The organism is Bacteroides sp. AM54-2NS, from assembly GCF_003602935.1.
Lineage (GTDB): Bacteria > Bacteroidota > Bacteroidia > Bacteroidales > Bacteroidaceae > Bacteroides > Bacteroides xylanisolvens.
On sequence record NZ_QTMZ01000022.1, the window covers coordinates 26,855 to 46,692 of the forward strand.

The following is a 19,838-nucleotide window of genomic DNA, read 5'->3' on the forward strand; positions in this document are numbered from 1 at the left end:
GTAGTTTATTAGAAAAAATGTACGATTTTGTTTGGATGTTTTAAGAAATATGCTCATATTTGCAGCGTCTTTTCTTCCCGTTACCTACAAAGTAACAGTACTATTAATCAATCACTTGCCACAAACATAGCTCCTCTTCAGCGAAGATAGAATCGTCACATTCGCTTCATCTATTTTCTTATTCTTAAAAGGTTTTAGATAAGTCTCTGTGACGATAATAGATGAATGTCCCATCGCCTCTGAAATAATGCCTGGATGTATCTCGCAATAATATGCCATTGTAGCCCAAGTATGCCGAGCCGTATATGAGCTTAAATCAGAAGTCAATGCAAGTACTTGTTTCAGCAACAGAAGCTGATAGTTAAAATTACGCAAAGCTATCTGATATTCCCTGTAGGTAGCTTCGGTACTCTCTCCGCCAGTCAGTATGGGAAAAAGATAAGGAGAAGCAGAATCGGTGTTCATATACTTTTTTATTAGTTTCATAGTTTCCGGCAGAAGCGTCACAGTTAGAAGCCGCCCGGTTTTTCTACGACGATAAGTAAGCACATTCCCCACCATATCCTGCTTTTTAAGATAGGCAAGATCTACAAACGGCATACCACGAAGCATGAACATTAAGAAAAAATACGCGCGCGTACGTTGTAATTCTTCCCTTCCCTGATGAATTTGTTTGGGAAGCTCTTTCATCAATCGTTCCATATCCTCCTTTTCCAGTGCACGCTTTCTGTCAGCACGCGTTCCTGTATAAACATACCGGAAATGATGCGGTATATAAGATGCCATACGACGGTCAACCGCGCGGTTGTACACCGCCCTCAATGTACGCATATAGGTTGAAACCGTGTTCCAACTACAATCCTTTTCCCGCAAATACGTTTCAAAACTTTTAAGAAACTCCTGATTCACTTTCTTGAATGACAGATTCCTGCTCCCGTTAAATGCAATGATAGCATTCATGCTACTCCTGTAAACATGAGCAGTTCCATAATTCCCACTTTTTCGAAGCCCTTCAGCTACTTCCTTCATAAATGAAATCAAATTCCCCATTTTTATTAATTTTAGTTATCACTCAAGCACGTCCCTGAAGAAAAGCGCCCTCACCGCAATTCCCCCCAATGCTCTTAATTCAAAATCTCAAAGTATCATCATACAAATATGATGAATTATGTTTTCTTTATATACACCCGATGTGTTCCTCTGCCATCAATCCCGATACCGGAACCGGGCGTATACGCCCATTGGCGCAATTCATTGGTAGCCGCTGTGCGCAGCAGACCTGTCAGTTTCCGGTATTCGTAGACCGTCAAAAAAGGATGTTCCTCCAAATATCTAACAGCCAATGCAAGCCGTTGCGCCGGAGTATACTTCTGTGAAGAACGTTGCGACTTCCACGGAGCTCTTTCCAGCAGACATCTTCCATTGATACGCCTTATCATCTTCCTGTCTACACGAAAGTTCACGTTTCCCACCACAATGCTTCGTGCGTTACGATGGGTTTCGCCTTCTCCGGCCTTTTCACGCTCTTTATCTTTGCATAACGCCAACGAAGGAGAGAATGTTCCAATGCCATCCAGCTTCACAGACTTGCCTTCTGCCATCTGATGTGCCATCTCAATACCTATTTGTGTAATTACGCCTTCCACATCTCCGACATTAAAACCACTGCTGGATGCTATCTGACGTATCAGCTCCTCGGTAGAAACCTGATCCATCATTGCAAACCGCGGATAAAGTACTTGTTCGCCCGTTCCATGAATATCGGGCATTTCTTCCATTACATACATTGCCATAGTACTAAAGTTTATTTGAAATATTGATTACTAATAGAAAACATCCTAGCTATAGGTAGAAAACTTGTTCTCCCCTAGAAGAAAAGTTCTTTTTCCCTTAGGGCAAACTAAAACCGCAAGTTCTGGTTTTATAACTGAAACTTCTGATTACATAATCAAAAGTTCCGGTTTTATAATCAGACTTGCGGTTATAGTTTTCTTACCAACAAAGATACGTTTTCCTGCCGGGATAAGCAAGTTTAATCCCTATGAAAAGGAAGTTTGATTACGATTCAGTTACTATCACCGTTTCTTTACTTTATATCCTTTCAAGGTAAAACCTACTTCAAACAAATTCAAAAGGGCTATCCGGATGTTATCTTCAATATAGGTTCCCATAGTATCATATTTCGCAAAGTAGACGGGAAGCAGCCTGTTATTTCTCCTATAGTTTTCATCCGGTATCTTACCTGTAAACCGTTCTTTCTTCTTCACTCCCCAACGAACGGTTTTATTGCAAGGGAGAGGTATACCGATCGTCAACACTTTTTCTTTTGTTGCCGTATCGGTGATTCCATGTTTCCGGATACTGATATGATTGGCTCCTAAATAAGTACCGATATACAGGACAACCGTCAGCTTCCAATCGTCCAAAGCCTCATCGGTTTGAATGCCATTTACCAAATCAGAGAAATAGTCCTCAACCATTTCTTTGTCAAAACTGTTTAGTTCGGGCCATTCACATTTCTCAAACAACTGATGCACATTGACAGGAACCAGTAAAGTGGTTATTTCTAATTGATATTTCATTCATTTCATTTTTATACCATTGCATTTTAAATCGTCTCAAATATCTTACCGACTATAAATATACAATTTTATCAAATCAAATGCTAAAGAACAGAGCTTTTTTATCCAACCACCTACTAAAAAGAAAAGACTGTTTGACATACCCTCACTTATATAAATAGGGTTTATCAAACAGTCCTTTCCTTTCGAGTTATCATTCGTTTTTTCCAGTGAAGAACGTTATCGTTTCCAGCCTTTACGGCATTTCAGTCTCCATTTGGAATTTACGGCTTACTTTCATTAAGTTGATGGTGTAAGTGACTACGTTCTGTGCTTCCTGAACCATCGTGAGATATACCATGCTAACCCGGATACTTCCTGATTGGCTTTGGATGCGTTGCAGTTCCTTACGTTTCAATAGCGAAAGCTGTCCGTTGAGGTCGTTGGCACGACGGATTTCTTCTTCCAGATTGTTGTACTCGTTGTTTTCCATTTTCTTACGGCATTGCTGAATCAGATATGTAATATCTTCGGCAACATCGCTGAATTCACCTTTCTGAATGGCATCCAATGGGTTGAAGTTGTTGTCGGTATGTTCCAGGCAAGGTTCGCAGAGACGAGAAATACTGTAAACCAGTTCGCTGGCAAAGTCGTTGCCTTGATAGTAATAAAGTCCCTTTTCGAGTACGGTGTTGTTGTCGAGGCGGCACATGGCTACGGTGCCGGAACGTTTCATCTGTTTGATGAGCTGTTTTTCAAATTTTGTGGAACCCATAGCACGCCGCAGTCCTCGAAGATTTTCGTGGAGGAAAGAAGTGACGGTCAGTTCGAAGTTGGTTTCTGCATATTCCAGCACTTTGGAAAGTTCTTCACGGGTGTGCTTACGCATCAGTTGCAGGGCTTCTGTGCTATCTGTGGCTTGCATAAGTTGCTTCAGAGTTTCGTTACCTTGTTCTTTCGCTTTGCGTTTTTTGTACATCACTTGGCTACGGATCAGGATGAATACAGCTATACCGATGAGTGCGATGATAGAGATATTTCCTCCATAATGAAGTACGAGGGCTACGAAGAAACAGATGGTGAAGGCAGCTCCGGCAGTGATGAACCAGCCACCGATGACGCTTAATACGCCAGTAATACGATAAACGGCAGAATCACGTCCCCAGGCACGGTCGGCCAAGGAGGTACCCATAGCTACCATGAAGGTTACGTAGGTGGTAGAAAGAGGAAGTTTCAGGGAAGTTCCCAAGGCGATGAGCAGCCCCGCTAATACTAGGTTGACAGAAGCGCGGACAAGGTCGAAAGCTGCTCCGTCGGCAATGATGGCTTCGTCTTTGCGGAAGCGGGAGTCAAACCATTCTTTGCTGCCACTTGGCATAATGCGGGAGATTCCGTTGGCAAGTGTCATACTGATGCGGACTACTGTACGGGCAATCGGGGTACTTCCGAATGTTTCTTCTCCTTCATCTTGACGGGAAAGGTCGACGGATGTTTTAATTACGGCGTGTGCCTTTTTAGAAGTACAGAGGGCGTAGACCATAACGGCTCCGGCTCCGATAAGGAAATACCACGGGGTTTTGGCGGGCCCCAGCAGGGAGGTCATCAGGAAGCCGTTCGGATTTCCTCCTCCGTTGGCGGTATAGTCCATAAAAGAGGAGAAGCCTGCGAGGGGAACACCGATGAAGTTGACAAGGTCGTTGCCGGCAAAAGCGAGGGCGAGAGCGAAGGTGCCCATCAATACAATGACTTTGAAAACGTTGATTTTCATCCAGTGAAGGATTTGCATCAGTACGGTGAAGAACACGAAGAAGACGGCGATTAACATTAATGTGTTGTCTTGTATCCAGTGTTTGTTTTCGGGGGTCATGAAGGAGCTGTCTTTCAGTCCTTTGATAAGCATGAAATAGATGATGGCGGTAGCGGCTACACCTCCGAAGAGGGCAATGCTGTATTTCATCTTTTTCGTATAGTTGAAGGTGAATATCACACGGGCCAGCCATTGTACGATCATTCCGAAGAAGAAGGCGATGGCGACGGATACGAAAATGGCCATGATGACGGAAAGGGCTTTGTCGGTGTTTATAAGGTCGCCCAAACCGAGGGTGTCGCTATTATGTACTTTGATAAGTGAGAGGGCGAAGGTTCCTCCGAGTAGTTCAAAGACTAGTGAAACGGTGGTGGAGGTGGGCATACCCATGGAGTTGAATACGTCCAGCAGTACTACGTCGGTCAGCATGACGGCTAACAGGATGCACATGATTTCGGCAAAGTAGAAGTGCTCGGCTGGTAGATGCCGTGCCGGGCTATGTCCATCATGCCATTGGATAGAGAGGCGCCAATAAATATGCCGACGCCGGCTATGAAAAGGATCGTTTTAAACGAAGCGGCTTTGGCACCTACCGCGGAGTTTAAGAAGTTGACTGCGTCATTGCTGACTCCGACTATCAGATCGAAGACGGCAAGGACGAAGAGGAAGATGATAATGCATAAATAAATAGTCTCCATAAATAATATGTGTATGTTGTTTCCAGTTGCAAAGGACGGGATTTGACGTTGCAGGGAGGTGTCATACATGTTACAATTGTATTACAATCGTCTTTCTTTTATCTCGTAATCATCTTTCTTTTGTCTTGAAACAAAAGAAAGAAGCAAAGAAAAATTCAAGGCTGACTTTTTTCTCCTACTCGCTTCCTTCACTTCGCTAAAGGGCAGAAACTCGCTACGCTCAAACAGTCTGCCCTTCTTGACGCTACGTTACGGGCGCTCGCTTGACGGAGAAAAAAGTAGGCCGGGAAACCATGCGGGGTGCAGGTCATTGTGATCGTATGTACGATGGGGGGGCTGGGGTATGGTTGTAATGATGTGTTTTGCAATGATGTGTTTTCCGCAGCATAGTTGCTGCGGAAAGGATTTGATGTTAGCTGTTAGTTTTGTTTAGCCAGTCGTAGAAGGTGTATTGGGCTCGGACGGCAGGGGTGCCGGGTGTTCTTTTTTTGAATATGTTTTGCAGCTTATCATCTACCAGCAGGCTTTTTGGTTGTCGGCGAGTTGGATGTCGAGCATTTCGATCAGGTTGTCACGCAGGTCGGGGGCAAGAACGGGGGTGATGGCTTCGATGCGGCGGTAGAGGTTACGGCGCATCCAGTCGGGAGAGCCCATGAATACTTTGGGGGTGCCGTCGTTGCCGAAGTACCAGATGCGGGCGTGTTCGAGGAAACTGTCTACAATACGGGTGACACGGATGTTACGACTGTATGACTGTCCGGGGATGAGGCAACAGATACCACGGACGATAAGGTCGATTTGTACACCGTGTTCGGAGGCTTCGTAGAGGCGGTCTATCATGGTAGGGTCTTGGAGGGCATTCATTTTTAGGATGATGCGTCCTTGCTTGCCTTCGTCTGCGAGGGATATTTCGCGGTCGATCAGGCGGTTCAATTCGGGGATGAGGTGAAACGGGCTACCAAAAGGGTGGTGAACTTCGGGTCTTCTTTTCCTTGCAGGGTACGGAAGAGGTTATAGAGGTCGGCCACTATTTCTTTGCGACAGGTGAAAAGACCACAATCGGCGTAAAGGGTGGCGGTTTTTTCGTTAAAGTTGCCGGTGCTGATGTAGGCGTAGCTGGGGATTTTCTCACCGTTTAATCCGCGACGACGGATCAAGGCTACTTTGGCGTGCACTTTCAAACCAGGGATGCTGTAGATTATCTTGATACCGGCGGCTTGCATCATTTCGGCGGTGGCAAGGTTGTTTTCTTCATCAAAGCGGGCTTTCAGTTCCACAAATACGGTGACTTTCTTGCCGTTTTGGGCGGCGGCTATCAGGGTGTTGATGACGGCGGAGTTTTCCGCTACGCGGTATTGAGTAACCATGATTTCACGGGTTTCCGGGTTGTGCACGGCTTCATACAGGAAGTGGATAAAGTGCTCGAAAGAGTGATAAGGGTAATATAATAATAGGTCCTTTTGGGCGACGTAATTGAAAATGGATTCTTTCTCATCGAGGACGGTCAGCTTCATCGGCTTCGGTTTTTCGAGGCTATGAAGGGATTTGTTCGGGTTGGGAAGATGACGCAGGTCTTCGAGGTTCAAATGCTTATCACCGGGGACAAGTTCGTCACGCTGAATACGGAAGGCATCCACAAGGAAGTCCAGGAATTCAGAAGGCATAGCACGGTCGTAGACGAAACGGCAGACGTCACCGATCTTGCGTTTCTTCACTTTCTTCTTGAGTTGGGCGACGAGGTCGGCACTGCTGGCGGTGTCGTCAATCAGTATATCAGCATCACGGGAGATTTTGATGCAGTAACTGGAGTCGACATCGTAGCCGGGGAAGATCAGGTTGAGGTTTGCCTTGATGATGTCTTCGGTAAACATCAAATAATGATTTTTCTCGCGAGACGGAAGTTCGATGAAGCGGGGCACTTTGGCGTAGGGTTGTTTCATCACAAAGTAAAGGGGTTGTCGGAGGTCTGTTACATTTGGCCTTGCTGCTTCCATACCTACTTTTATACCTTCTCCGTCATTTCTTTCATTTATGCACTCTCCGGTATATTTTTCTATATTTTCTTTAGGTTCTTCTCCTTTGTTTTTTTCTTCTTTCTTCGGATAGACTCGTATTGCCAGGTAAAGGCGGTTATCCCGCAGGAAGGAGACAATTTTATCTTTGGATACAGGCACAGGTTGCAGGTAGGGAAAGATTTCCTCCCGGAAAAAGTCTTTGATAAACTGTTGGTGGAACGGTTCTACATGGTTGTCCTGATAAAAGATGATATGATTTTTGCGCAGGGCAGGCAGTATTTTTTGTTCATAGATGCGTACACGGTCATCCAGCTGGCGGGTGACTTCTTTATTTATTTCCTCTACCAGTTCGCGGGCTGACTGTACGGTTTCTTCATCGCTTTCCGTAGCGCCGGAAGCAACAGCTTTATGGTCGGCTACACGGATTTTGTAAAACTCTTCGAGATTGGAAGAGTAGATAGAGATGAAGTTGATACGTTCGTAAAGCGGCAGACGCTCGTCCAGAGCCTCCAACAATACGCGGTAATTGAATGAGAGCCAACTTATATCTCGCTTGAAATAATTATATTTGCTTTCCATGTGCTTTAAGATTTTTCCAAATATAGTATCTTTGTGGGATTAAACAAAGAATTTTATGACAAGAATTGGATTATTATCTGATACTCACGCTTACTGGGATGAGAAATACCTGGAATATTTCGAACCGTGCGACGAAATCTGGCATGCCGGAGACATCGGTTCACTGGAAGTAGCGGAAAAGTTAGCCGCATTCCGTCCATTCCGGGCGGTGTACGGAAACATTGACGGACAGGAAATCAGAAAACTGTATCCTCAAATAAATCGTTTCACGGTGGATGGTGCGGAAGTACTGATAAAACATATCGGCGGTTATCCGGGAAAGTATGATCCTTCCATCATCGGTAGTCTGATGACGCGACCGCCCAAGCTTTTTATCAGCGGACATTCGCATATATTAAAGGTGAAGTATGATAAAACGCTGGATATGTTACATATCAATCCGGGAGCTGCAGGTATGTCTGGTTTCCATAAGGTGCGGACTTTGGTGCGTTTTGTTATCAATCAAGGGGCGTTTCAGGACTTGGAAGTTATCGAACTGGCGGACAAATAAAATAAATGTCCCCGCCTGACTGAAAAATTATTTTAAAATTTTGCCACGTCGGAATTCTTTCCGACCTTTGCACACTGTTAATGAATAACTCAGACGAACATGAAAGGAATTATTCTGGCCGGTGGTAGTGCCACCCGACTTTATCCGCTTTCCAAAGCGATTTCCAAACAAATCATGCCTGTGTATGACAAGCCGATGATTTACTATCCATTGTCGACACTGATGTTGGCAGGAATACGCGAAGTGTTGATTATTTCGACTCCACGTGACTTGCCTATGTTCCGGGATTTGCTGGGAACGGGTGAGGAATTGGGTATGTCTTTCTCCTATAAAATACAGGAACAACCTAACGGACTGGCACAGGCTTTCGTATTGGGAGCCGATTTCCTGAACGGTGAACCGGGCTGTCTGATTCTTGGGGATAATATGTTTTACGGACAAGGCTTTTCTGCCATGCTCCGCCGGGCTGCCAATATAGAAAAAGGTGCCTGCATCTTCGGCTACTATGTAAAAGACCCGCGCGCATACGGTGTAGTGGAATTTAACGAACAAGGGAAAGTTATTTCACTGGAAGAAAAACCGGAAGTGCCGAAAAGTAATTATGCCGTTCCCGGACTCTATTTCTATGATGCCAGTGTGACGGAAAAAGCAGCAGCTCTTCGTCCTTCAGCACGTGGAGAATATGAGATTACAGACCTGAATCGCCTGTACCTGGAAGAAGGCTCATTGAAAGTGGAACTCTTCGGCCGCGGATTCGCATGGCTGGATACGGGTAACTGCGACAGTCTGCTGGAAGCATCTAACTTCGTGGCTACTATTCAGAACCGACAAGGTTTCTACGTCAGCTGTATTGAAGAAATCGCCTGGCGTCAGGGATGGATTCCGACGGAGCAATTGCTTCTGTTAGGTCAACAACTCGAAAAGACCGAGTACGGAAAGTATCTTATCGAATTGGCAAAACAATCCTAAAATCAACATAATAGAATAAAATATGAAAACTTATCTAGTGACCGGTGCCGCAGGATTTATCGGGGCAAATTACATCAAATACATCTTGGCCAAACATAACGACATCAAAGTCGTGATATTGGATGCTTTGACGTATGCAGGTAACTTAGGAACGATTGCCAAAGACATCGACAACGAACGCTGCGTCTTTATCAAAGGAGACATTTGTAGCCGTGATGTGGTAGACGGTCTTTTTGCTGAGTATCGTTTTGATTATGTGGTGAATTTCGCTGCCGAAAGTCACGTTGACCGCAGCATTGAAAATCCGCAACTGTTTCTGATTACCAACATTCTCGGAACACAGAACTTATTGGATTGTGCACGCCGCGCATGGGTAATGGGAAAAGATGAACAAGGATACCCTACCTGGAGAAAAGGTGTACGCTATCATCAGGTATCCACCGACGAAGTGTATGGTTCACTGGGAGCCGAAGGGTATTTCACAGAAACAACCCCGCTTTGTCCTCATAGCCCGTACAGTGCCTCTAAGACTAGCGCAGACATGGTAGTGATGGCTTACCATGATACTTATAAAATGCCGGTAACAATTACCCGCTGCTCAAACAACTATGGTCCGTATCATTTCCCGGAGAAATTGATTCCGTTGATTATCAAGAATATCCTCGAAGGAAAACATCTCCCCGTCTACGGTGACGGCAGTAATGTACGCGACTGGCTTTATGTAGAAGATCACTGCAAAGCGATTGATCTCGTTGTACGTGAAGGTAAAGACGGAGAAGTGTACAACGTTGGCGGACATAACGAGAAAACAAACCTCGAAATCGTAAAACTGACTATTTCAACTATCCACCGTCTGATGGCAGAGAATCCCGAATATCGTCAGGTTCTCAAAAAGAAGGTGAAAGACGAAAACGGAAATATTTCGATCGACTGGATCAACGAAGATCTGATTACGTTCGTTAAAGACCGTCTGGGGCATGACCAACGTTACGCCATCGATCCTACAAAGATTACAAATGCTTTAGGATGGTATCCCGAAACAAAATTCGAAGTCGGTATCGTAAAGACAATCGAATGGTACTTAACCAACCAGGCTTGGGTGGAAGAAGTTACCAGCGGAGATTATCAGGGTTACTACGAAAAGATGTATGGGAAATGATTCTCAACTTACCAACATTCCTATTGCAATAAGAACACCCATAAACAGCATATTACGCGAAGTCTCGCCTAATATGCTGTTTAATTTTTACCACTATATATTTTCACCATCCGTTTCCAGGTGAGGAAATGAGGAATCAAATAGAGTTGCGGAAGAAGAGCGGCTAAAAAATGACCTTCACGAAGGAAACACAGACAGAGAAGAGAAGCTGTAACACCCAGCATCAAATAAAAATAGCGGCCGAACTTCTCACCGAAACGAACGATTACCGTTCTTTTTCCACTGCGCGCATCCGCTTCCCGGTCACGGTAGTTATTGACTACCAGTAGCGTATCAATCAATAGTCCACAAATCAGAGAGGCGATAGTGACATCCGGCGTCCATGTTAGCGCTTGCACGTAATATGTTCCGCCAACAGGCACAAATCCAAAGAAGACAATCACCAGTACATCTCCCCAGGCGTTGTAAGAGAGAGGATAAGGGCCGGTGGTATAAAGAAAGGCGAATAATACACAAAGCACTCCTACGACAATCAGTTCCCATCCGGCAAAGAAAAGTAATGTGCAACCGATAAGACAGGCAAGAGCAACCGTAATAATAATCCCGGTTTTCATCGCTTGCGGAGAAATCCATCCCTGTGCACAAGCACGTTCGGGTCCCAGGCGATCTTCCCGGTCTGTCCCTTTGAGGAAGTCGAAAAGGTCATTGATGAAATTAGCGGCTATTTGCATCAGACTTGCGAACAGACAGCAGATCAGTGCCGGCAACCAGTGAAAATGCCCGTCCATCGCAGCGAGAGCTGTACCTATCAGAACAGGGGTAACGGCTCCTGTAAGAGTTTTGGGACGTGCAGCTAATATCCATGCTTGTAGCGAGTTACGCTTTACTTCTTCCATACTTTAATATATTATAAAGAGTTTTGACGGACAAAGATACATGATTTTTCGTATCTTTGCACCCCAGAAAACTTCAAACTAAGAGAAGATGAAGAAAATAAATGCTCCTGTGATGGAGAAAATAAATACCCTATTGATGAAAAGAATAAATACCCCATTGATGAAGAAAACGATTTATCCACTGACGAAGAAAACAATCTACCCTGTTATCCTGTTGGCATTGCTTTTGCTTGTTTCCTGCAAATCGAAAAAGAATATGGTGGCTAGCTTGCCGCACCCTGTCTTACATACTGATTCCATTTATCCGGATACGACTAACGCCATTGCCGGACTCTTCGCTCCCGACCACTCGAAACTCAAAGCACTGGCTGTTTCTAAAAACAAAAAGCAACATACAAAGAAAAAGGAGACTGATACCGACGCGGACAAATCCGACCGGATGCTCCGTGGAACCCAAATAACCTCTTCCAGCGTAGATGTGTCATCTGTTTATACAGGAGTGGATCGTGTAGTAAAATACGACTTCACCCACCGCGATGTCCCTGAAGCTTTTGAAGGTTTCCGCATCGCTTTTATTTCCGATTTACATTACAAAAGCCTGCTGAAAGAGAAAGGATTGAACGATCTTGTCCGTCTATTGATTGCCCAAAAAGCAGATGTTCTTTTGATGGGTGGTGATTATCAGGAAGGTTGCGAATATGTAGAACCTTTGTTTTCCGCACTTGCACGTGTAAAGACACCAATGGGAACCTATGGAGTGATGGGTAATAATGATTACGAACGTTGCCACGACGATATTGTGAACACAATGAAACATTACGGAATGCGTCCGTTAGAACACGAAGTGGACACGCTGCGTAAAGACGGCCAGCAGATTATTATCGCCGGAGTGCGCAATCCTTTCGATCTGGGGCGCAACGGAGTATCACCCACTTTGGCACTCTCTCCCAAGGATTTTGTCATCTTACTGGTTCATACGCCGGATTACATAGAAGACGTTTCAGTAGTCAATACAGACCTCGCTCTCGCAGGACATACACACGGCGGACAAGTCCGTGTATTCGGAGTCGCCCCGGCACTGAACTCACACTACGGCAATCGTTTTATCACCGGACTGGCATATAATACAGCAAAAACACCTTTGATTATAACAAACGGAATAGGAACTTCAAAGTTACCAATCCGTGTCGGTGCTCCGGCAGAAATCATCGTCATTACTCTTCATCGATTGACGGAGTAAGGTATCGTAACTTGGTACAATAACAAACAGAAATAGCAGCATCATACACTTTTCTGATACGACTTTCTGTAACATACCACACTTTTAGGGTATAACTTTTTGTTAAATACCACACTTTTAGGATACGACTTTTTGTTATTATCCTTTTTAGTGCTTACATTTGTACCTATAAGTAGCTGACAATAAAAGAAAGAAGTATGAGAAGAAATGCAATGCAACAATTGTACGATTGGAAAGAAAAGTCTACACGAAAGCCTTTGATTATTCGCGGAGCCCGTCAGGTAGGAAAGACATGGCTTATGAAAGAGTTTGCGGCTACTGCTTACAAACAGTTTGCCTACATCAACTTCGAAGACAATGAAGTGATGAAAGAGGTTTTTCAAAAAGATTTTGATATCGAACGTATTTTGATGGCTATCCAGTTAGTAACCGGAAAAGTAGTAGATACAGATACCTTAATTCTTTTTGACGAACTTCAGGAAGCCCCACGCGGCTTGACAGCCATGAAATATTTCCTGGAGAAAGCGCCACAGTATCATGTTATTGCAGCTGGTTCTTTACTGGGCATCGCTATGCATCAAAATGACTCTTTCCCGGTGGGAAAAGTCGATTTTATAGACCTATATCCACTTTCTTTTTCCGAGTTTTTAGAAGCTATCGGACAAGAGTCTTTTGTCAGCTTGCTTGCAAAGCAAGATTGGAACCTCATTTCTACCTTCCGTTCTAAATTCACCGACTTCCTTAAACAGTACTATTTCGTAGGAGGAATGCCCGAAGTAGTCAATGCATTTATTGAGCATAAAGACTATACCGAAGTCCGCCAGTTGCAACAAAACATACTGGATTCTTATGACCGTGATTTTTCCAAACACGCTCCTATTGCCGAAGTCCCTAGGATTCGTATGGTGTGGCGTTCGGTTCCTGCACAACTGGCTAAAGAAAATCGCAAATTCATTTATGGAGTTATAAAAGAAGGAGCAAGAGCCAAGGATTTTGAACTGGCCATAGAATGGCTGATAGATGCCGGTCTTATTTATAAAGTAAACCGGGTAAAGAAAGGTGGAATACCTTTATCGGCCTACGAAGATTTTTCCGCATTCAAACTGTTTATGCTAGACACCGGATTAATGGGAGCAATGAGCGGACTCCCCCCACAAGCATTATTGGAAGGCAATGTTTTATTTACCGATTATAAAGGAGCAATTACCGAACAATATGTGTTACAACAACTGAAATCAGTGAAAGGCTTGAATATCTATTACTGGTCTTCAGATACTTCCAAAGGAGAATTGGATTTCCTTTTGCAAAAAGAAATCTGTATTATTCCGGTCGAAGTGAAAGCTGAAGAAAATTTACAGTCGAAAAGTCTGCGTTCTTTTGTTGAAAAGAATCCAGAACTACATGGCATCCGTTTTTCCATGTCAGATTATCGGGAACAAGAGTGGCTGACAAATTATCCGTTATATTCTGCCGGACACATATTATAATATATTCAAAGGCGTATATTATCTTTCTTAATAGCTCCCAAGCTCTCGGATGCAGGAAGTAACGAATATCTTTCCCTGCACTCAAGGCTTCCCGAATAAAAGTGGAACTGATTTCAAAAACAGGGGAATGAACGAGACGCACGGTTTCCGGCAATTCCTCTTCTTTTACCGGAAAGCCGGGACGAGGATAAATGAGGAGTTGATTCTCTTTAATGATGCGTTCGGACTGATACCAGCGTCCAAAACGTTCCCAATTATCGGAACCGATAATGAAATAAAATTCCCGGTTAGGATACGTTTCACGAAGTTTTTCCAGTGTATATACGCTATACGAAGGACGGGGCAAATGAAATTCAAAGTCTGAAGCTCGAAAACGAGGATAATCACTGATGGATAACTCCACTAATTGAAGACGAAGCTCGTCGCTCCATAACTCTACCTTCGTTTTCAAAGGATTCTGCGGACTTACCATAAACCATATTTCATCCAACCCTTCATACTCACAAAGGTAATTGGCTAAAGCGAGATGCCCGATATGAATCGGATTGAATGACCCGCTGAAGATTCCGGTTTTTCTTGTTTTAACTTGATTCATTTTCCGCTATTCTTTCTTGCTTTATTTTCTTTCTCCACTTCGGTAAAACAATAGCTTGTCTGATTGTGAGAAGTAGCGCAATGCCGCTTATGAACCATTGTTGAAAATAAAGGCATACAATAAAAGCAAGAAGATTCATCACACCGGTGACGGCACACAGATACATCCATTTTCGGGTGTTACAATTCTTCTTGTACATTCTCAAGTCTTATTCTTCGGCTAAAAACTCTTTGATTACTTTCAACGCTTCTGCCTTCGCTGCTTCCAAATCGTCATTGACAATCACACAATCGAATTGCGGAGCAAAGCCCAATTCATATTCCGCCTTAGCAATACGGCTTTCAATGATTTCCGGGGCATCCGTTCCGCGCCCTTCTAACCGGCAACGTAATTCTTCCACCGAAGGCGGTTGAATGAACACTGACAACGCACGGTCACCATAAAACTTCTTGATATTACATCCACCTACCACATCAACGTCAAACACAACATTCTGACCTGCTTCCAGTTGCTTTTCCACTTGTGCCTTCAACGTTCCGTAATAACGGTCCTTATATACTTCCTCATACTCCAAAAATTCGTTGTTCTCAATGCGACAACGGAATTCCTCCGGCGTAAGAAAGAAATATTCCACTCCGTGCTGCTCCGTCCCACGCGGAGGACGGCTGGTAGCAGAAATAGAAAACGCAAGATTCAAATTCTGCGTCAGCAGATAATTGATAATAGTAGATTTGCCCGAACCTGACGGGGCAGAGAAAATAATTAGTTTACCGGTCATTATTAAAGTTTATTTGACATTAAGTTATTTACGATTAGACGATTTACGATGTACGGTTGATATTACTTTTTGAATTTATAAATACCCAAATGTGTACACTATTATTTCGCAATACTAACTTCAATCGCACATCGTAAATCGTCTAATCGTAAATGAATTATCGTAAATGAATTTATTGTGAGTAAATTACATCACGTTCAACACCTGCTCCTTAATCTGCTCCAACTCATCTTTCATCTGAACAACGATTTTCTGCATTTCGGCATGATTGGACTTGCTACCTAACGTATTGATTTCCCGACCCATTTCCTGGGCGATAAAACCAAGTTTCTTACCTTGTCCGTTACCGCTTTCCATTGTACTGATGAAATATTTCAGATGGTTGCTAAGGCGTTGTTTTTCTTCATTGACATCCAGTTTCTCAATGTAATAGATCAATTCCTGCTCCAAGCGGTTCTTGTCGTAATCCACACTTAATGTCTTTTCGAGAGCATCCGTGATGCGTTCTTTCACTTTTTCCACACGCTCTTTTTCGTAAGGAGCGATCTTTTCGAGCAGGCTTGAGATATTGGCGATCTTTTCACGGAACTTCTTTTCCAGTGCAGCACCTTCCTGTTTGCGGAAATCTACCAGATGACTGATAGCATCGAGCACAGTGGCATGCACCATTTTCCATTCCTCGTCGGTCAGTTCCTGGATTTCCGTTTTAGTCATCACATCCGGCATACGGAGCAATGTCTGAAACCAGTCGGCAGGAACAGGAATACCAAGATTCTGCGAGATTGCCAAAATCTGTTTGTAGTAACCTTCCACCAATACTTGATTGATAGGAGTCGCATTTTCTGCCGTTTCTTTCTTCTCGATCCACAGGCTGAAATCAACCTTTCCACGTTCCAGCACTTTAGAAATCTCATTACGGATTTCAATCTCTTTTTCACGATACGCCGGAGCGATGCGAGTGGATAAATCCATTGCCTTGCTGTTGAGCGACTTGATTTCTACATTTATTTTTTTATCAGGAAGTTCGGCCGTAGCTTTGCCGTATCCTGTCATAGACTGTATCATAACCTTAAAGTTTTGTGCAAAAGTACACGAATATTTTAAGAATTGGAAATAATCATGTAAATTTGCGACAATTTAATAAGCTGATTTTTATGTCGTGTATACTGAATATTGAAACCTCTACCTCTGTTTGCTCGGTAGCGGCCAGTCAAGACGGACAGACGATTTTTGTGAAAGAAGATTTGAAAGGCCCTTCACACGCCGTGTCTTTAGGAGTTTTTGTAGATGAAGCGTTGTCTTTCATAGACAGTCATGCCATCCCTTTGGATGCAGTCGCAGTGAGTTGCGGGCCGGGTTCTTATACCGGACTTCGAATCGGGGTTTCTATGGCGAAAGGAGTTTGTTACGGACGTAACGTCCCATTGATCGGTATTCCGACGCTGGAAGTATTGACTGTTCCGGTGTTGTTGTATCACGACTTGCCCGAGGACGCTTTGCTTTGTCCGATGATCGACGCCCGCCGCATGGAAGTATACGCAGCCGTTTATGACCGCAGACTTCAGGTGAAACGTGCAGTAGCTGCCGATATTGTAGACGAAAACTCTTACTTGGAGTTTCTGAACGAGCAGCCGGTTTATTTCTTTGGAAACGGGGCCGACAAATGCCGCGAACAGATCACGCATCCGAACGCACATTTTATCGACAATATTCACCCGTTGGCTAAAATGATGTTCCCGCTGGCAGAAAAAGCAATAGCCGACGAAGATTATAAAGACGTGGCTTACTTCGAACCTTTCTACCTGAAAGAATTCGTTGCTTCCATGCCAAAAAAACTTCTTTAATTTTTAATTTTAAACTTTCAATTAAATAAATGCAATACAATACTCAACAGAAAAGAATGCCGCTTCCCGAATACGGGCGTAGCATCCAGAACATGGTAGATTATGCGTTGACCATTCAGGATCGTGCAGAACGTCAGCGTTGTGCCAACACCATCATCAACATTATGGGAAATATGTTCCCCCATTTGCGTGATGTGCCCGACTTCAAGCACAAGCTCTGGGATCATCTGGCTATCATGTCCGGTTTTGAGCTGGATATTGACTACCCGTATGAAATCATCCGTAAGGACAACTTGGTGACCCGTCCGGATCCGATCCCCTACTCCACTGCCCGTATGCGTTATCGCCACTACGGACGCACACTGGAAGTGCTGATAAAGAAAGCAATCGAATTCCCCGAAGGAAACGAAAAGAGAAACCTGATTGCCCTCATCTGCAACCACATGAAGAAGGACTACCTGGCATGGAACAAAGATACAGTGGACGACAAAAAGATCGCCGAAGACCTGTACGAACTCTCCAACGGGGAACTCCAAATGACTGACGATATCGTCCGGCTGATGGCAGAACGCCTGAACCAGAACTATCGTCCGAAGACGAACTATACCAACAATCGTCAGAACAACAAGAGAAGATACTAAGAAAATAGGAAATAAGTATTAAGTATTAATCGCAGCCATTTGTTGGCACTGGTTGGATTTCTTTTACTTATTTACTTAGCGTGCGATACCGTACGGTTAATACTTAACACTTGATACTTAATACTTTAATCACACTTAATACTTTAATTAATGGCTTCATTTGTAATCGAAGGAGGACATCGGCTTTGCGGAGAGATTCACCCGCAAGGAGCTAAAAACGAAGTTTTGCAGATAATCTGTGCCACATTGCTAACCGCTGAGGAGGTAACAGTGAACAATATACCTGACATTCTTGATGTCAACAACTTGATTCAGCTCTTGCGCGAGATGGGAGTGACGGTTGCAAAGAAAGGCATTGATTCTTATAGTTTTAAAGCAGAGAATGTAGACTTGGCTTATCTGGAAAGCGATGAGTTTTTAAAGAAATGCTCCAGTCTGCGAGGCTCTGTCATGCTAATTGGCCCTATGGTGGCACGTTTCGGCAAAGCGTTGATATCCAAGCCGGGAGGAGATAAAATCGGTCGCCGCCGTTTGGACACCCACTTTGTAGGTATTCAGAATTTAGGAGCGGACTTCCGTTATGATGAAGGACGGGGCATTTATGAAATAACAGCCGACAGACTTCAAGGAAGCTATATGCTGCTGGACGAAGCATCCGTCACCGGAACAGCCAATATCGTAATGGCTGCCGTGCTTGCCAAAGGCACTACTACCATCTACAACGCTGCCTGCGAACCTTACCTGCAACAACTCTGCCGGTTACTCAACCGGATGGGAGCGAAAATCAGCGGAATTGCCTCCAACCTGCTTACTATTGAAGGTGTGGAAGAATTGCATGGCGCGCAACACACCGTATTGCCCGATATGATTGAAGTCGGCAGTTTTATCGGTATGGCAGCCATGACAAAAAGCGAAATTACCATTAAGAACGTTTCTTACGAGAACCTTGGAATCATCCCCGAGAGCTTCCGCCGCCTGGGCATCAAGCTCGAACAGAAAGGAGATGACATTTATGTTCCCGCACAGGAAACCTACCAGATAGAATCATTCATCGACGGCTCCATCATGACGATAGCCGACGCCACCTGGCCGGGACTGACTCCCGACTTGCTTAGTGTGATGCTCGTTGTAGCCACACAAGCCAAAGGCAGCGTACTGATCCATCAGAAGATGTTCGAAAGCCGCCTGTTCTTTGTGGACAAGTTAATCGATATGGGTGCACAGATCATCCTCTGCGACCCTCACCGTGCCGTAGTCATCGGACACAATCATGGCTTCAAGTTGCGCGGTGCCCGCCTGACTTCACCGGATATACGTGCCGGTATCGCCCTTCTGATTGCCGCCATGAGCGCCGAAGGAACCAGTACCATTAGTAACATCGAACAGATAGACCGTGGTTATCAGAACATCGAAGGACGTCTGAACGCTATCGGAGCCAGAATCACCCGAATATGATAAAGAAAGAAGAAGTATATAAGATAGGATTATTCAATAAACCGCATGGTATTCACGGCGAATTGCAGTTTACGTTTACGGACGACATTTTCGACCGTGTGGACTGCGATTATCTGATATGCCTGCTCGACGGTATTTTCGTGCCCTTCTTCATTGAAGAGTACCGTTTCCGTTCCGACTCCACCGCTTTGGTAAAACTGGAAGGAATAGACACCGCCGAACGTGCCAGAATGTTCACCAACATCGAAGTTTACTTCCCCGTAAAGCATGCGGAAGAAGCGGAAGACGGCGAATTGTCCTGGAACTTCTTTATCGGTTTCCAAATGGAAGACATTCATCACGGACCTCTGGGAGAAGTGATAGATGTAGATAACACTACGGTAAACACCCTTTTTGTGGTTGAAAGAGAAGAAGAGGAACTACTCGTTCCCGCCCAAGAGGAATTTATCGTAGGAATAGATCAGAAACAGAAACTCATCACCGTGGAACTTCCCGAAGGGTTACTCAATCTGGAGGAGTTGGACGCGGATGACACAGCTCCCGGATAAATCAGGCACGAATGAC

Annotated in this window: 16 protein-coding genes and 3 pseudogenes; 9 read left to right on the forward strand and 10 right to left on the reverse strand. The window is 44.3% G+C overall.

Translation table 11 applies throughout. The features are described from left to right. Nucleotides 1-111: 111 nt before the first annotated feature. The 6 genes and pseudogenes from DXA05_RS14595 to DXA05_RS14620 form a co-directional block, all read right to left on the reverse strand. On the reverse strand, nucleotides 112-1,050 hold the full coding sequence (locus tag DXA05_RS14595) for a site-specific integrase (protein WP_008641278.1): 939 nt from the start codon (nucleotides 1,048-1,050) through the stop codon (nucleotides 112-114). A gap of 116 nt (nucleotides 1,051-1,166) precedes the next feature. Then, nucleotides 1,167-1,793 (reverse strand): HU family DNA-binding protein, encoded by a 627-nt coding sequence (locus tag DXA05_RS14600; RefSeq protein WP_004314900.1) that lies wholly within the window; start codon nucleotides 1,791-1,793, stop codon nucleotides 1,167-1,169. 282 nt (nucleotides 1,794-2,075) lie between these two features. Continuing rightward, complete coding sequence (gene imm9 / locus DXA05_RS14605) at nucleotides 2,076-2,582, reverse strand: Imm9 family immunity protein (RefSeq protein ID WP_128859305.1); 507 nt, start codon at nucleotides 2,580-2,582, stop codon at nucleotides 2,076-2,078. A 235-nt stretch (nucleotides 2,583-2,817) separates the two neighbouring features. Next, a pseudogene (locus tag DXA05_RS14610) lies at nucleotides 2,818-5,066 on the reverse strand (inorganic phosphate transporter). 513 nt (nucleotides 5,067-5,579) lie between these two features. Next, entirely contained in the window at nucleotides 5,580-5,999 is a 420-nt protein-coding gene (locus DXA05_RS27690) for a hypothetical protein (protein WP_284515568.1), read from the reverse strand. Further along, entirely contained in the window at nucleotides 5,996-7,660 is a 1,665-nt protein-coding gene (locus tag DXA05_RS14620; protein WP_284515569.1) for a polyphosphate kinase, read from the reverse strand. The genes DXA05_RS27690 and DXA05_RS14620 overlap by 4 nt, the downstream gene beginning before the upstream one ends. A gap of 55 nt (nucleotides 7,661-7,715) precedes the next feature. Between DXA05_RS14620 and DXA05_RS14625 the strand changes: the two genes are divergently transcribed. The 3 genes from DXA05_RS14625 to rfbB all read left to right on the forward strand — a co-directional run bounded on the left by DXA05_RS14625 (nucleotide 7,716) and on the right by rfbB (nucleotide 10,338). Beyond that, on the forward strand, nucleotides 7,716-8,210 hold the full coding sequence (locus DXA05_RS14625) for a metallophosphoesterase family protein (protein WP_009038686.1): 495 nt from the start codon (nucleotides 7,716-7,718) through the stop codon (nucleotides 8,208-8,210). Nucleotides 8,211-8,309: 99 nt separating this feature from the next. Next, complete coding sequence (rfbA, locus tag DXA05_RS14630) at nucleotides 8,310-9,179, forward strand: glucose-1-phosphate thymidylyltransferase RfbA (RefSeq protein ID WP_117809290.1); 870 nt, start codon at nucleotides 8,310-8,312, stop codon at nucleotides 9,177-9,179. A 22-nt stretch (nucleotides 9,180-9,201) separates the two neighbouring features. Then, complete coding sequence (gene rfbB, locus DXA05_RS14635) at nucleotides 9,202-10,338, forward strand: dTDP-glucose 4,6-dehydratase (RefSeq protein ID WP_004316989.1); 1,137 nt, start codon at nucleotides 9,202-9,204, stop codon at nucleotides 10,336-10,338. Nucleotides 10,339-10,341: 3 nt separating this feature from the next. Here rfbB and DXA05_RS14640 read toward each other — a convergent pair. Further along, nucleotides 10,342-11,234: pseudogene (locus DXA05_RS14640) on the reverse strand (1,4-dihydroxy-2-naphthoate polyprenyltransferase). 160 nt (nucleotides 11,235-11,394) lie between these two features. Between DXA05_RS14640 and DXA05_RS14645 the strand changes: the two are divergent. Further along, entirely contained in the window at nucleotides 11,395-12,474 is a 1,080-nt protein-coding gene (locus DXA05_RS14645; protein ID WP_128859325.1) for a metallophosphoesterase, read from the forward strand. Between the two features lie 197 nt (nucleotides 12,475-12,671). Then, nucleotides 12,672-13,961 (forward strand): ATP-binding protein, encoded by a 1,290-nt coding sequence (locus DXA05_RS14650; protein ID WP_004316992.1) that lies wholly within the window; start codon nucleotides 12,672-12,674, stop codon nucleotides 13,959-13,961. 22 nt (nucleotides 13,962-13,983) lie between these two features. On the opposite strand, the pseudogene nadD reads toward DXA05_RS14650, so the two are convergent. The 3 genes and pseudogenes from nadD to DXA05_RS14670 form a co-directional block, all read right to left on the reverse strand. After that, nucleotides 13,984-14,556, reverse strand: a pseudogene (gene nadD, locus DXA05_RS27695) (nicotinate (nicotinamide) nucleotide adenylyltransferase); the annotation flags it as partial. Between the two features lie 208 nt (nucleotides 14,557-14,764). Next, the gene (gmk, locus tag DXA05_RS14665; protein ID WP_008641270.1) at nucleotides 14,765-15,334 is read right to left on the reverse strand and encodes a guanylate kinase; all 570 of its coding nucleotides are present in this window, start codon (nucleotides 15,332-15,334) and stop codon (nucleotides 14,765-14,767) included. A 186-nt stretch (nucleotides 15,335-15,520) separates the two neighbouring features. Further along, on the reverse strand, nucleotides 15,521-16,399 hold the full coding sequence (locus DXA05_RS14670; protein ID WP_004316996.1) for a YicC/YloC family endoribonuclease: 879 nt from the start codon (nucleotides 16,397-16,399) through the stop codon (nucleotides 15,521-15,523). A gap of 89 nt (nucleotides 16,400-16,488) precedes the next feature. On the opposite strand from DXA05_RS14670, the gene tsaB reads away from it, so the two are divergent. The 4 genes from tsaB to rimM all read left to right on the forward strand — a co-directional run bounded on the left by tsaB (nucleotide 16,489) and on the right by rimM (nucleotide 19,822). Beyond that, nucleotides 16,489-17,178, forward strand: a complete 690-nt coding sequence (gene tsaB, locus DXA05_RS14675; RefSeq protein ID WP_004316997.1) for a tRNA (adenosine(37)-N6)-threonylcarbamoyltransferase complex dimerization subunit type 1 TsaB — start codon at nucleotides 16,489-16,491, stop codon at nucleotides 17,176-17,178. A 29-nt stretch (nucleotides 17,179-17,207) separates the two neighbouring features. Then, nucleotides 17,208-17,819: a DUF4290 domain-containing protein gene (locus DXA05_RS14680; RefSeq protein WP_004316998.1), complete on the forward strand. Its 612-nt coding sequence runs from the start codon at nucleotides 17,208-17,210 to the stop codon at nucleotides 17,817-17,819. A 150-nt stretch (nucleotides 17,820-17,969) separates the two neighbouring features. Continuing rightward, a complete protein-coding gene (gene murA, locus DXA05_RS14685) occupies nucleotides 17,970-19,274 on the forward strand; it encodes a UDP-N-acetylglucosamine 1-carboxyvinyltransferase (RefSeq protein ID WP_087317904.1) in 1,305 nt (434 codons plus the stop codon). Next, nucleotides 19,271-19,822 (forward strand): ribosome maturation factor RimM, encoded by a 552-nt coding sequence (gene rimM, locus DXA05_RS14690; RefSeq protein ID WP_004317000.1) that lies wholly within the window; start codon nucleotides 19,271-19,273, stop codon nucleotides 19,820-19,822. Before murA ends, rimM begins: the two co-directional genes overlap by 4 nt. Nucleotides 19,823-19,838 lie beyond the last annotated feature (16 nt).